The following is a 12,029-nucleotide window of genomic DNA, read 5'->3' on the forward strand; positions in this document are numbered from 1 at the left end:
CCCACGCCTCAAAGCCCCCGGATCAGCGCCACGATCTCCTCCGTGTGGCTGTGCTGCGGCATGTGGCCGGCGCCGGGCAGTTCGATCAGGCGGCAATTGGGCAGATCGCGCTCCAGGCCCTTCGAGTGAATGCTGGGCCAGACAACCGTGTCCTGATCGCCTGTGATGGCAAGGGCCGGCTGGGTGATGGCGCCGTAGTCACGGCACTGCTGCGCCAGATGGCGGTTGAAGGCGGCAAGGTCCATGGCATTGGCGCGGAAGCTCTCCGGCCGGAACAACAGATCCACGCCGATGGCCGTGTCATATCCCTCCGGCACGCTTGCCGGCGCAAAGACGTTGCGCATGGAGGCAGGCGCCAGACGCTCGGCAGCGGGCAAGGCCAGCGTGCGGCAGAACAGTTCCCCGATCACAGGCAGCGCAGCGAGCTTGTAGTACCATGCGACGCCGCCATTCCAGGGATGGGTGGCGGGCGCCAGGAAGACGAGGCCCCTGACCCGCTCCGGCACCTCCAGAGCCAATGCGGCGGCCACAGAGGCGCCAAAGGAATGGCCGATGACAACAGCCGGCCCGAAGTCCAGCATCTTCAGGAGCGCGGCGATGCGCCGGGCCTGATCCCGCGGCGAGGCATCCGGCGGCAAGTTCCGCCCGGAGAAGCCGAGGCCGGGCCGGTCCACGAACAGCATCTCGTGCGTGTCCGTGAAATGCGGCGCAAAGGCGAGGTGCAGATCCTGCAGGTTTCCGCTCGCCCCATGAATGAAAAGCAGGCGGGGCACATCGCCAGAGACAGCAGGCGGCCGCGAACGAACATAGTGCACGTATGCACGGTCAACAAAGCCAAGGGTTCCGGCCGGCTTATGACGGGCATTGATGCGCCTGCGGCGCAATTCGGTATAGAGGGCGAGGAACAGGAAAACGGCGACAACAATCAGCAACAGCAACACTCCGGCAGCCGGTTGAGCCTGAGTGCGGCAGCAAGGGAACGGTGCCCGGCCTCAGATCGGCTCGCCGGCCAGTTCCTTCTCAAGCTCTTCGATTGCTTTACGTGCGCTTTCCAGTCCCGGATGTATTTGCGAGACACTCCGGAAGGTGACCAAGGCCTTTTCCTTCTGGTCCAGATGGCGCTGGATGATCGCCAGACCGGACAGCGCGCCCCAATGCCGGGGCTCCAGCGCCAGAACATGCTCGATGTCGGCCAGCGAACGGCCATACTCGCGCTGCACATAGTAGATAGTTGCCCGGCGGTTCCAGCCCTCGGCATAATCGGGCTTCAAGCGCAGCACAACATCCATGAGGTCGAGAGCCAGACCGTAGTCCTCGGCCCTGAGAGCAACGGCGGCGCGCTGCATCAGCAGGTTCACCGTGTCGCTGCCGGATTCAAGATGCGCCCGCTGGATCTTGCGCGCGATCGGAGCCGCATCGCGGTCCGATTTTGCAGCAGCAAGGTCCCGGTAGAGGCTGTCCAGCGGCTTCTCGTCAGCCTGGACCTCAGGCGCCCTTGCAGCACCGGACGCATCCTCATCGCCTTCCGGCGGCAGAGTGTTAAGATCCTCTGCGGAAGGCGGTGGCGTGCCGGGCGTCACTTCCTGCGCCAGCGATGGCTGGAGCGGAAGGGCAAGAAGGAAAGCTACAAACAGGAAAAGCCGCATGCTGGCAAGGATACCTTGCTGCACGCGGCCGTCAATCCTGCAAAGCAAGAAGGGGCTCACGATCCCGCGAGCACCAGCAACTCAGCCCTGACGAGCCTTGAAGCGCGGGTTCTTCTTGTTGATGATGTAGACGCGGCCCTTACGGCGAACCATGCGGTTTTCCCGGTGACGGGCCATCAGCGCCTTGAGAGAGTTCTTGATCTTCATCGTTGTGTCCCCGGAAGGGCCCTGCTGTTCTACTCAAAAGAAACGGGCGCCTGGGCGCCCGCATGGACTTGGTTTCTGGCCAAAAACCCCGGCGCGGATATCGCGCCTGAGGCTTCTTTCCTCACCTGCAGCTGACCGGGCCCTCGCCTTGCCTGCTGCAATAATGGTGGGCGTGACAGGGATTGAACCTGTGACCCCTACGATGTCAACGTAGTGCTCTCCCGCTGAGCTACACGCCCGAAATCTTCGGAACCAAGCGCCGGAGCGCTGCGGTGGTCAGCGATATAACGGGGATCGCCGGACTGTGCAAGACCCCAATCTCAGAACCGTCAAACAATTTTTCAGACGGCACTGACCTGTGGAAAGACGCCTTCCCACATCACTGACCGGCAGCCCTCAGGCTGCCAGCATGCGTTCGACTTCCTGCACAAGGTCCTTCAGGTGGAAGGGCTTGGACAGAACCTTGGCATCTTTCGGCGCATTGGAATCCGGGTTCAGCGCCACGGCCGCAAAGCCGGTGATGAACATGACCTTGAGGTCCGGGTCCAGCTGCGTGGCGCGGCGGGCCAGCTCGATGCCGTCCATCTCCGGCATGACGATATCCGTCAGCAGCAGGGCGAAAGGCTCTTCCCGCAGGCGTTCATAGGCGCTCTTGCCGTTATCAAAGGACACGACATCATGGCCGGCGTTCTCAAGCGCCTTGGCCAGAAAGCGCCGCATATCATTGTCGTCTTCCGCCAGAAGGATTCGCGACATGGTGGACAACCGTCAAACTCCGAAACTCAGGGAAACCACCGCCGGGGGTGGGTGCTCGATGCCAGTTATAATTCCAATCCGCCGTAAAGATAGAGTGAAGCGGGCTTGAACACCGCGCTTTCGCTCATTTGTGGACAGGACTGTTGATTCCTTGGCAAGATAAGGAAACAGCAAGCTTGCGACCGGGCAGGTTTGCCGGCAGAGCGGAAAGCGGTCAGCCCCATGCGCATCATCACCGGCTTCGGAGCGGAGCCCGTCTTTGAACCAGCCTTCGAGATTCTCGCGCCCGCCGACCAGCGCCTGCCTTTCGTGTTCAACTCCCCCCATTCCGGTGTCTGCTACCCGCAGAGCTTTCTCGACGCCTCCCGGCTGGACCGGCTGACGATCCGCAAGTCGGAAGATGCCTTCGTGGACGAGCTGTTCGCCGGCGTTGTGCCGATTGGTGCGCCGCTGCTGCGGGCACGCTTCCCCCGCGCCTATCTGGATGTGAACCGGGAACCCTATGAACTGGACCCGAAGATGTTCGAGGGGCGCCTGCCTGCCTATGCCAATGTGCGCTCGCTGAGGGTGGCTGGCGGTCTTGGCACCATTGCCCGCGTCGTCAGCGAGACCCAGGAAATCTACGCCCGCCGCCTGACCGTGGAAGAGGGCATGGCGCGGATCGAGGCCATCTACAAACCCTATCACTCCACCCTGCGCCGCCTTCTGGCCCAGACCCATGTGGCTTTCGGCTACGCGGTGCTGATCGACTGCCACTCGATGCCGTCCACCGTGCGCTGCCAGACCTCCGGCATCCGGCCGGATTTCATCCTGGGCGACCGCTATGGCACCTCCTGCCCCATCGAGCTGACGGACATGGCGGCGGATCTGCTCCGCTCGAAGGGCTACACGGTCAGCCGCAACAAGCCCTATGCGGGCGGCTTCATCACCGAGCATTACGGGCGCCCGGCCAAGGGGCTGCATGCCCTGCAGGTGGAAATCAACCGGGGCCTTTATATGGATGAGGAAACCCATGAGCGGGGCGCGGATTTCGTCCGCGTCGCGGCCGATCTCATGGACTTTGTCCGGGAGCTGACCGCCATGCCCGACAGTGCTTTTTCCGCCTGGTCCATCGCCGCCGAGTAACGCACCTCAAGACGGCGCAGGCTGGCGCGCCCCAGAAAAAAGGGCCGCACTCAAAAGAGGCGGCCCGAGTCTAGGGAGGAAACGCCCAAGGAGGGCGGCGCTACAACGCAACGCGTCGTATCGCGCTGCAATAAGGTCGCATTGCAGCGCACAAACGTCAAGAGGTTCCGCACCTTTCCAAGCGGTTCCCTTTGACGGCATGGCGTGGCGGAGGCTAAAACTGCGGGCACTGCAGCATTTATTAAGTGGCTGAAATAAATGGAAGTCTCCGCGAAAATCCGTATGTTGCGCGGCAGAATGAGCCTCAAACGGCAAGACATGCAAGGAAGGCATATCAGACATGCAGTTATCACATGACTTCTATCCCTTCCTCGAAGACCTGGCCAAAGCCTCCAGCGCCGCCATCCTCCCGCATTTCCGCACCAGCCACGGGGTGGAAAACAAGCTCAGCGGCGGCTTCGATCCGGTGACGGTGGCCGACCGCGGCGGCGAAGAGGCGATGCGCGCCCTGATCAACGCCCGGCACCCGGAGCACGGCATTCTGGGCGAGGAATTCGGCAGCGAACGCACGGATGCGGAGCATGTCTGGGTGCTGGACCCGATCGACGGCACCCGATCCTTCATCACCGGCCTGCCCACCTGGGGCACGCTGATCGGCCTGACGACCAACGGCAGGCCCAGCCTTGGCATGATGGTGCAGCCCTATGTGAACGAGGCCTATGCCGGCGACACCAAGTCCGCCTGGTACCGCGGCCCGCTGGGCACGCGGCAGCTCAAATCCCGCGCCTGCGCCAGCCTTGCTGACGCGGTGCTCTTCACCACCAGCCCGCGCATCTTCAAGCCGGTGGAGAAGGAGGCCTATGACCGCATCGAGAAACAGGTCCGCCTCGCCCGCTATGGCACCGATTGCTACGCCTATTGCATGGTGGCGGCCGGCATGGCCGATGTGGTGATCGAGGCCGGTCTGCAGGCCTATGACATCGTGGCTCTTGCCCCCATCATCGAAGGGGCGGGCGGCGTTGTCACCACATGGAGCGGCGGCTCACCGGCCAATGGCGGGCGGATTGTTGCCAGCGGCGATCCGCGCCTGCATGAAATCGTGCTGAAGCAGCTTATGGATGTGCCGCAGACCTGAGCCTTCTCTCCTGAGCCGTCTCTTAGGCGCCTTCATTCCTCGCCGGGGATGAAGGCGTCGAAGGCAGCCCAGAACTGGTCGCGGTAGACGTCCTGCTCCATCAGCAGCTCGTGCTCGGCCCCGGGAATCTCGATGAAGCCGGCGGCCCGGATGCGGGTGGACAGCTCTTCCGTTGCCCGGCTCGAGACGATCCGGTCCCGTCCGGCGGTGATCATCAGCACCGGCACGGCCACGGACGGGCCAAACCGCAATTCGCGGAAAGACATCAGGCAGCGCACGGCGGCCGCCAGCCAGCCAATGGTGGGCGGCCCGATTTCGAGAGCGGGATTGGCCTTGCCGATTTCCACCATGCGCTCAAAACGCCGCCGGTCGCTCGTCTGACGGTTGGTCTCGAAGGTTTCGGCCTTGCCGTTTCCCCGCCCCGGCACAGGCGCAAGGGCAAGGCCCAGCATGGCCAGAAGCCGCACCAGCCGGAAGATCATCCGTTCCTTGCGGCCAAAATCACTCAATCCGGTGAAAGGTGCCGAAAGCACGGCCCGGGAAATCTGCGTGCGCAGGCGTTCCGTTGCCGAGAGGAACACCGCACCGCCCGTGGAATGGGCCAGCACATAATGCGGCCCCGGACAGTCGGCGAGCGAAATCTGCCTCACCACAGTCTCAAGATCGATGCGGTAACGGGAAAAGCTGCTGACATTGCCGCGCTTCAACGAGCCGGGATGGCTGTCGGAACCGCCCTGCCCGCGCCAGTCGAAAGCCACCACGTGGAAGCCGCGCTCCTGCAGCTCCGTGATGACCTCGAAATATTTCTCGATGAACTCCGCCCGCCCCTGCAGCAGTGTCACAGTGCCCTTGAGCTGGCCCGGCTTTGCGGAAAAGCGGGCATAGCGCAGCCTGACGCGATCCGGCGTTTCAATGAAGCCGGCCACCGCGCCATCAGGGATCGGGTTGCCGGGAATTTCGGTCAGGGTCATCTGGGAAGCCTCGGGCACAAGGGGCAGGCTTCCCAGAGTTACCTTGGCCAGCGCGCCAGCTCAACTGTCTTGGACAGGGAGCAGTATAAGTCAGGGCCCGGAGAGGGAAACTCTCCGGGCCCTGAGATTTACCGGCGGCGGCTTACCAGCGGCGGCCGAGGCGCTGCTGGTCGATGATGCTGCCGTTGTAGGCATTGACCGTCAGCTTGACCGGACCACTGCGGCGGGACGTGGCGAACACGACATAGACCGGGCCGCGGGCATCGCGCACATCAATCCTTTCGTAGCCACGCTGGCGCAGGCTGCGATGGACATCACGGGCGGAGAGCCGGACATCACGGCGGCCCCAATCGCGGCCGCGGTCCGGACCACGGCCCCAGTGAGGGCCACGGCCATCGATCTGCACGACAGGTGCACCCTGACCGGCGCGAAGTTCAATGGACAGGCCGGAGGAGGCCTGAGCCGGAACGGTGGCGAGAGCTGCGGTGGCGGCAATCACGGTGGCGGAGATGAGGGTCTTCAGCATGGTATGCTCCTTTCTTCCTGTCTGCGGCTGGCGGTGTTTCTCTGCAGTGCCGGCCTGTTGTGAAGAAGATGCACCCTGGCGCTTGAACCAAAACGGAAGGCGTTGTTCATCCGCCGTTCATCTGCACCGGCAGGGGGTGCCAACGGGTCTTGAAACCGCCTGAGCCCCTCCCCACCTCATTGCTGCAGGCGCCAGACGGGCCTGCGGAACGGCCGGTTTCCCGCCAAGAATGGGGGAGTACCGGCACATGCATTCAGTTGCTCATGAAGAGGACAGAACCATGCGTCATTTTGATCTCAGCCCGCTTTACCGCTCCACCGTCGGCTTTGACCGGCTGCTTTCGATGCTCGACAGCGCCACCTCCGACACCCCGAGCTATCCGCCCTACAACATCGAGCGGACGGGCGAAAACACCTACCGCATCACCATGGCCGTTGCCGGTTTCGGCAATGACGATCTCTCGATCGAGGCCAAGGAACATGCGCTGACCGTAAAGGGCGAGAAGAAGTCCGAGGAAACCGCCGGTGAAGTGCTCTACCGCGGCATCGCCTCACGCGCTTTCGAGCGCCGCTTCCAGCTCGCCGAATATGTGAAGGTGGAAGGTGCCCATCTGGAGAACGGCCTGCTGCACATCGATCTTCTGCGCGAAATCCCCGAAGCGATGAAGCCGCGCAAGATCGAGATCAACGCCGCCGGCACGCCGAAGCAGATCGAGGCGAAGGCCCACTGAGGCCAATGCTCGATGAACTTGACTCATCGAGCATTGGTTAAGCCCGTGCGGCGCTTGAGCATCTTCAAGGCGTGATGCGTCAGCATCTCAGGGCCTTGGTATGAGGCCACCGTTCAAAACGCTCCGCAGTGCGCGGAGACAAGAGACAGGACAGAAGCGCCCGGCCCCGCCGGGCGCTTTTTCCGTTCAGCGTGCCAGTTCGAACTGGATCTCGATACGGCCGAAGCTGGCACCCGCTCCCCGCCAGTCATGATAGATTTCCCGGCTCTGGCCTGAAAGGACATGGCGGGAAGCCTCGATATCCTGCAGCAGCGGACGGTATCCTTGCGTAAAGAGGCTGCGCAACGGCCCCATGTGCACCGCTGAAGCCACCATCACCGGCTCCAGATGCAGAAAATCCAGCGGCCCGTCATAGGTTTCTGCACCGGTGACAGGCAGACAGATACGCCAGTCGAACTCTGTTTTTCCATCGCGCGGCAGGCCCTGTGCAATGAAGATCCAGGGACCAGCGGCGACAAACCCGTACCGGTGGCAGTCAGCTTCAATCACGGGGGCGAGCTCTGCAGCTGCGGCTCCCACATCGGGAATCCGCAGCCGCCGGGCAATCGACAAGACCCGCAAGTCTTCGGTTGGGTGAATCTTCATGGCACGATCCTCACTGGCCGGGCGGACCTCCTGAAAGATCCGCACTGCAACGACTCAAGGCCGGCAAGGCTAGAACAAGACTGGAAAAGGCAAACCCGGATTGCAGAATGCACTTCCAAAAGTGCAGAGAAATCCAAAGCCTGAGGAAAAATTATCCTAAACGGCGCGCAAAGTGCTCCGCTGGCTTCATTAGCCAGCGGCCAGTGCCAGAAAGCGCTCGACTTCCTCTTCCGTCGTGGCGAAGGAGCAGACAAGACGCAGCAGCGCTTCATCGGCGCCCGGTGCGGCGTGCCCTTCAAGACCGGCGGGCGGCCATTCGCGGATGACGGCGCCTTCGGCCCTCAGCCGGTTGATCACATGGGTGGGCAGCACGGGGAAGACCTCGTTCGCCTCCACCGGCCAGGCGAGCCGGGCAAAGCCGGAGCGGACAAGGCCATCAGCCAGACGGCGGGCCATGGCATTGGCATGGCGGGCATTGTCCAGCCAGTGGCCATCTTCCAGATAACCCTCGAACTGGGCCGCCACAAAGCGGCTCTTCGACAGGATATGCCCGGCCCGCTTGCTGAGATAGCGGAACTGGCTGCCCTCGCCCGGATTGAAGAAGATCACCGCCTCGGCACACCAGCAGCCGTTCTTGGTGCCGCCGAAGGACAGAACATCCACGCCCGCGCGCCAGGTAATGTCCGCTGCCGAACCGCCGCTGGTGATCAACGCATTGGCAAAGCGGGCGCCGTCCATGTGCACAACAATGCCACGCGATTTGGCCACATCGGCCAGAGCACGGATTTCCTTCGCGGTATAGACCGTGCCGCATTCGGTTGCCTGGGTCAGGGAGAGACCGGCCACCTGCCCGCTGTTGAGCTCCCCATCCGGGTGCTCGGCCATGGCATTTGTGAGAACGGCCGGCGTCAGCTTGCCATTGGCACCGGGAAGGCCGCGAATCTTCTGGCCCATGGTCAGAAACTCGGGCGCGTTGCCCTCGTCATTGGCCACATGCGCCGTGGCGTGGGCAAAGACCACACCGCCGGGCTTCGCATAGGCCGAGAGCGCCAGCGCGTTGGCGGCCGTGCCGGTCGGCACAAAGAAGACCTCGACGTTACATTCGAAAAGCTCGCTGAAGCGGGCCTTGACCGAAAGCGTCAGCGGATCGCCGCCATAGGCCGGAGCAAGCCCGGTGGAATGGCGGGAGAGGGCGGCGGCGACCGGTGCGCTGGCACCGGCCCAATTGTCACTGGCAAATATCATGCGGTCACACTATCCGCCGCAGCCCGTGCCTTGCAACTGCTCTCAATAATATCGCGCCCGCCGGGCAAGCGCGCGGCGCAGAACCCAGTCAACGGAGAAGCGCCCCGGCCCGTAGATGGTCAGAACCAGCAGCAGGAAGCCCCAGAGCAGGCGCTGATCGGCAATCATCGACGAGGGATTGCCATCAAACATCGCACCGATGGCCGTTGCATCGGCCCCAAGCTGATAGACATCCACATAGGACATGACCGCGATGAAGCCGATCATGCCGAGGCTGGCCGCCCGCGTGAACAGGCCAATCGTGATCAGCGCCGGCAGGATGAATTCGGCCCAGGTCCCGGCAATCACGATCACATGATAGGGAAAGAAGGCGAGCTTGCTGGTGTCATAGCTCACCGCTTCCATCATCGACGGCAGGATCTGCGCAAAGGCGCCATCAGTCGGATGAAGGAACCCCAGAACGCCCGGCCCGATCTTGGTGAGGGCGGAATTCCAGAAGTAAAACAGAAGCACGCTGGCAAAGACGAAGCGCCCGGCCAGGCCGATCAGCCAGCCATGGGTTGCCCGTTCCAGCCCGGCGAAAAAGCCATTGTACATACGGATGAAGAAATCAAACATAGTGTCCCTCCCGGACAGTTCCGGGTGTCATACCAAGCCCATGCAGCGTCTGAGCATTTTGCGGGGCGTTATGCGTCAGCGTGGCAAGGCTTGGTGCTAGAGTGCATCCGGATAAAATTTACGCAAGGTCAATTTGGCATTCGCAAGCTGCACCGCTGCGCAGCAACAGGCCAATGGCGGTAGCAAGATCAAAGGCCGGATCAACAGTCAGCGCGCTGCCTGCGGCTTCCGCGAGACGATCGCCAGCGGTCAGCGCCGCCACAAAAGCCGCATCCCCCGCCCGCAACGGATGAAGGATGACATCGATGCCGGGCCGGGTGAGGAGTACACTCTGCCCCTGCCCCGGATCAACCTCTACGCCCCCTTCAAGTTCGAACCGGTTGGCCCTGACCAGATCCAGCACCGGATAAGGCGAGACAATCAGGCGGCAGGCCGGGTGCAGCGTGAAGCGCAGGGCGCCAAGCTGCTCCGGCGGCACAGCGGCAAGCTGGGCCGGATCGAGCGGCGCCCGGTCTGCCGCGTGATAGGCCTCGAGCCAGGCCCATTCCAGCCGGGCCACATCCGGCAGATAAGGATAGCCTGCCAGCGGCGGGAACCCTGCAATGAAGCTGGCAAAACTGCCGCCATAGGCCAGAAGCACGGGCGATGAAGGCGGCTCGGCGCTCACATAAAGCCGCGCAAGCGCCCGGAAATATTCTTCTCCCAGCAGCCGCACCAGCGCCGGATAGGTCGCCATCAGCGCCTCGGTCAGGCTGACGATGACATTGTTGCGGTAAACGCCGAAACGCTTGGGCGCGGGAGCGCCGTCCGGGCCGGTCACATCCTGCGGCACCGGCAGGCCGGCCCGCATCAGTGCCGCCGCAAAGTCTGCGCTGGAAACGGAGGCCTGCTCAGCCATGACGCAGCAGCCCCTGCGGCCGGGCCTCGTGCCGAAGTTGGGCCATGATCTGCTCCGCCTCCTGCACCTGCCCCAGCAGCACCGGCCAGGATGGCACGTTGTTGTCCCACTCGATCAGCACCGGCAGCGGGCCGGTCCGCGCCATGAGATCCGCGAAGAGGCTCCAGACTTCTTCATCCACCTCCCGGTCATGGGCATCGATCAACAGCGGCCCGCCTTCGTCATCCGTGTCCGGCGCGTGGCCGCCGAGATGAATCTCGCCCACATGTTCAATGGGAAAAACCGCCAGATAGTCCCGCGCATCGCGGCGGTGATTGACGGCGGAAACATGGACATTGTTGACGTCAAGCAGCAGCCCGCAGCCGGTGCGCCGGACAATCCCGGCCAGAAAACTCAGCTCATCCATCGCGCTGGAGGCAAAGGCCACATAGGTGGAGGGGTTTTCCAGCAGCATCCGCCGCCCCAGCACCTCCTGCACCCGGTCAATATGGTCACAGACCACATCCAGCCGCGCTTGTGTGTAGGGCAGCGGCAGCAGATCATTGAGAAACACGGTGTCATGGCTGGACCAAGCCAGATGCTCGGAGAAGGAGGCTGGCTCATAGCGCTCGCAAAGATGCTTCAGCCGGGCAAGATGGGCTTCATCCAGCGGGCCATCGCCGCCAATCGACAGGCCCACGCCATGCAGCGAGATGGGATAGTCCGCCCGGATCCGCTCCAGATAATGATGCGGCGCGCCGCCTGCGCCCATGTAGTTTTCCGCGTGGATCTCGAAGAAGCCGACATCGGGCTTCTGCGACAGAATTTCGGTGTAATGCTCCGGCTTCAGCCCCGCCCCGCCGCGCTGCGGCAGGATGAAACTGAGGTCCGCCGTCTCCTGCAGCCCTGTCATGATGGCAACCGCTCCCCCGCAATGCGGCTTCCGGCGGCACGCGCCGGAAGCCTTGATCCTGCATTCCAGTCCTGCAGCCTCAGGACTTCGGCAGATCGCGGTCCAGCTCGGTCAGCGAGCCCATGCGGCCATCCGGCAGCTTCATCTCCGTGCAAGTGCCTGCGGGCACCAGCGTCCAGGCATTGCCCTGATAGTCGACCGTGGACGTGCCGGCGCAGGTCGTGCCCGGACCGGCCTTGCAGTCATTCTTGCCGGCCAGCGACACGCCGTAGCATTTTTCCTTGGCCTGTGCGCCAGCTTCTGTCGGCGCAGTCACGCCAGCCACCGCCGCCGCCACAGCGCTGGCCACCATTGCCGCAGAAAGAAAGGTCTTGCTCATTTTCGTACCTCGTTTTATCCGTCCCGGCTCCCCCGATGGCGCCGTGTAGCGGATGACCAGCATCATGCTCCTTCCCCCTGACACGGGAAAATCAAAGCCCCGTGACGGCGGAGGCATACGCTGATGCCGGGAGTGTGAACGGCAATCGTGAAACTTTGTTGCTCATTCCGCCGCAGCCCGTTCCGAAAATGAACCTGGCGCTGCAAATGGCGAAACAAAATGAATTTTAATCCTTATAAACGGTCTTGCCCCCCCG

The 12,029-nt window shown here is 62.9% G+C and carries 15 protein-coding genes and 1 tRNA gene; 3 read left to right on the forward strand and 13 right to left on the reverse strand.

What is annotated here, in order from left to right; all coding sequences use genetic code 11:
* Nucleotides 1-8: 8 nt before the first annotated feature.
* The 5 genes from ACVNHC_RS17985 to cpdR form a co-directional block, all read right to left on the reverse strand.
* Complete coding sequence (locus tag ACVNHC_RS17985; protein ID WP_457168444.1) at nt 9-941, reverse strand: alpha/beta fold hydrolase; 933 nt, start codon at nt 939-941, stop codon at nt 9-11.
* Nucleotides 942-992: 51 nt separating this feature from the next.
* A complete protein-coding gene (locus ACVNHC_RS17990; protein WP_457168446.1) occupies nt 993-1,670 on the reverse strand; it encodes a tetratricopeptide repeat protein in 678 nt (225 codons plus the stop codon).
* A 57-nt stretch (nt 1,671-1,727) separates the two neighbouring features.
* Nucleotides 1,728-1,853 (reverse strand): type B 50S ribosomal protein L36, encoded by a 126-nt coding sequence (ykgO, locus tag ACVNHC_RS17995; protein WP_019964836.1) that lies wholly within the window; start codon nt 1,851-1,853, stop codon nt 1,728-1,730.
* A gap of 164 nt (nt 1,854-2,017) precedes the next feature.
* A tRNA-Val gene (locus ACVNHC_RS18000) sits at nt 2,018-2,092 on the reverse strand.
* 157 nt (nt 2,093-2,249) lie between these two features.
* Complete coding sequence (gene cpdR / locus ACVNHC_RS18005) at nt 2,250-2,609, reverse strand: cell cycle two-component system response regulator CpdR (protein WP_019964837.1); 360 nt, start codon at nt 2,607-2,609, stop codon at nt 2,250-2,252.
* Between the two features lie 222 nt (nt 2,610-2,831).
* Here cpdR and ACVNHC_RS18010 point away from each other — a divergent pair, with 222 nt between their 5' ends.
* Both ACVNHC_RS18010 and hisN read left to right on the forward strand, forming a co-directional pair.
* Entirely contained in the window at nt 2,832-3,734 is a 903-nt protein-coding gene (locus ACVNHC_RS18010; protein WP_019964838.1) for an N-formylglutamate amidohydrolase, read from the forward strand.
* Between the two features lie 340 nt (nt 3,735-4,074).
* A complete protein-coding gene (gene hisN / locus ACVNHC_RS18015; protein WP_457168449.1) occupies nt 4,075-4,869 on the forward strand; it encodes a histidinol-phosphatase in 795 nt (264 codons plus the stop codon).
* Between the two features lie 32 nt (nt 4,870-4,901).
* Here the strand turns inward: hisN and ACVNHC_RS18020 are convergent, their stop codons facing one another.
* Both ACVNHC_RS18020 and ACVNHC_RS18025 read right to left on the reverse strand, forming a co-directional pair.
* Entirely contained in the window at nt 4,902-5,840 is a 939-nt protein-coding gene (locus ACVNHC_RS18020; protein WP_123195159.1) for an alpha/beta fold hydrolase, read from the reverse strand.
* Nucleotides 5,841-5,982: 142 nt separating this feature from the next.
* The gene (locus tag ACVNHC_RS18025; RefSeq protein WP_050472431.1) at nt 5,983-6,366 is read right to left on the reverse strand and encodes a hypothetical protein; all 384 of its coding nucleotides are present in this window, start codon (nt 6,364-6,366) and stop codon (nt 5,983-5,985) included.
* Between the two features lie 280 nt (nt 6,367-6,646).
* Here ACVNHC_RS18025 and ACVNHC_RS18030 point away from each other — a divergent pair, with 280 nt between their 5' ends.
* Nucleotides 6,647-7,096 (forward strand): Hsp20 family protein, encoded by a 450-nt coding sequence (locus ACVNHC_RS18030; RefSeq protein WP_026355768.1) that lies wholly within the window; start codon nt 6,647-6,649, stop codon nt 7,094-7,096.
* 186 nt (nt 7,097-7,282) lie between these two features.
* On the opposite strand, the gene ACVNHC_RS18035 is transcribed toward ACVNHC_RS18030, so the two are convergent.
* The 6 genes from ACVNHC_RS18035 to ACVNHC_RS18060 all read right to left on the reverse strand — a co-directional run bounded on the left by ACVNHC_RS18035 (nt 7,283) and on the right by ACVNHC_RS18060 (nt 11,773).
* Complete coding sequence (locus ACVNHC_RS18035; protein WP_457168452.1) at nt 7,283-7,741, reverse strand: hypothetical protein; 459 nt, start codon at nt 7,739-7,741, stop codon at nt 7,283-7,285.
* A gap of 189 nt (nt 7,742-7,930) precedes the next feature.
* Nucleotides 7,931-8,986, reverse strand: a complete 1,056-nt coding sequence (locus tag ACVNHC_RS18040) for a threonine aldolase family protein (RefSeq protein WP_050472429.1) — start codon at nt 8,984-8,986, stop codon at nt 7,931-7,933.
* A 42-nt stretch (nt 8,987-9,028) separates the two neighbouring features.
* On the reverse strand, nt 9,029-9,604 hold the full coding sequence (locus ACVNHC_RS18045; RefSeq protein WP_457168454.1) for a hypothetical protein: 576 nt from the start codon (nt 9,602-9,604) through the stop codon (nt 9,029-9,031).
* Between the two features lie 118 nt (nt 9,605-9,722).
* Nucleotides 9,723-10,502 (reverse strand): HvfC/BufC family peptide modification chaperone, encoded by a 780-nt coding sequence (locus tag ACVNHC_RS18050; protein ID WP_457168456.1) that lies wholly within the window; start codon nt 10,500-10,502, stop codon nt 9,723-9,725.
* Nucleotides 10,495-11,394, reverse strand: a complete 900-nt coding sequence (bufB, locus tag ACVNHC_RS18055) for an MNIO family bufferin maturase (RefSeq protein WP_457168458.1) — start codon at nt 11,392-11,394, stop codon at nt 10,495-10,497. Before bufB ends, ACVNHC_RS18050 begins: the two co-directional genes overlap by 8 nt.
* A gap of 79 nt (nt 11,395-11,473) precedes the next feature.
* Nucleotides 11,474-11,773, reverse strand: a complete 300-nt coding sequence (locus ACVNHC_RS18060) for a BufA1 family periplasmic bufferin-type metallophore (protein ID WP_050472425.1) — start codon at nt 11,771-11,773, stop codon at nt 11,474-11,476.
* Nucleotides 11,774-12,029: the final 256 nt, after the last annotated feature.

It is taken from the genome of Pannonibacter sp. Q-1, assembly GCF_054073275.1.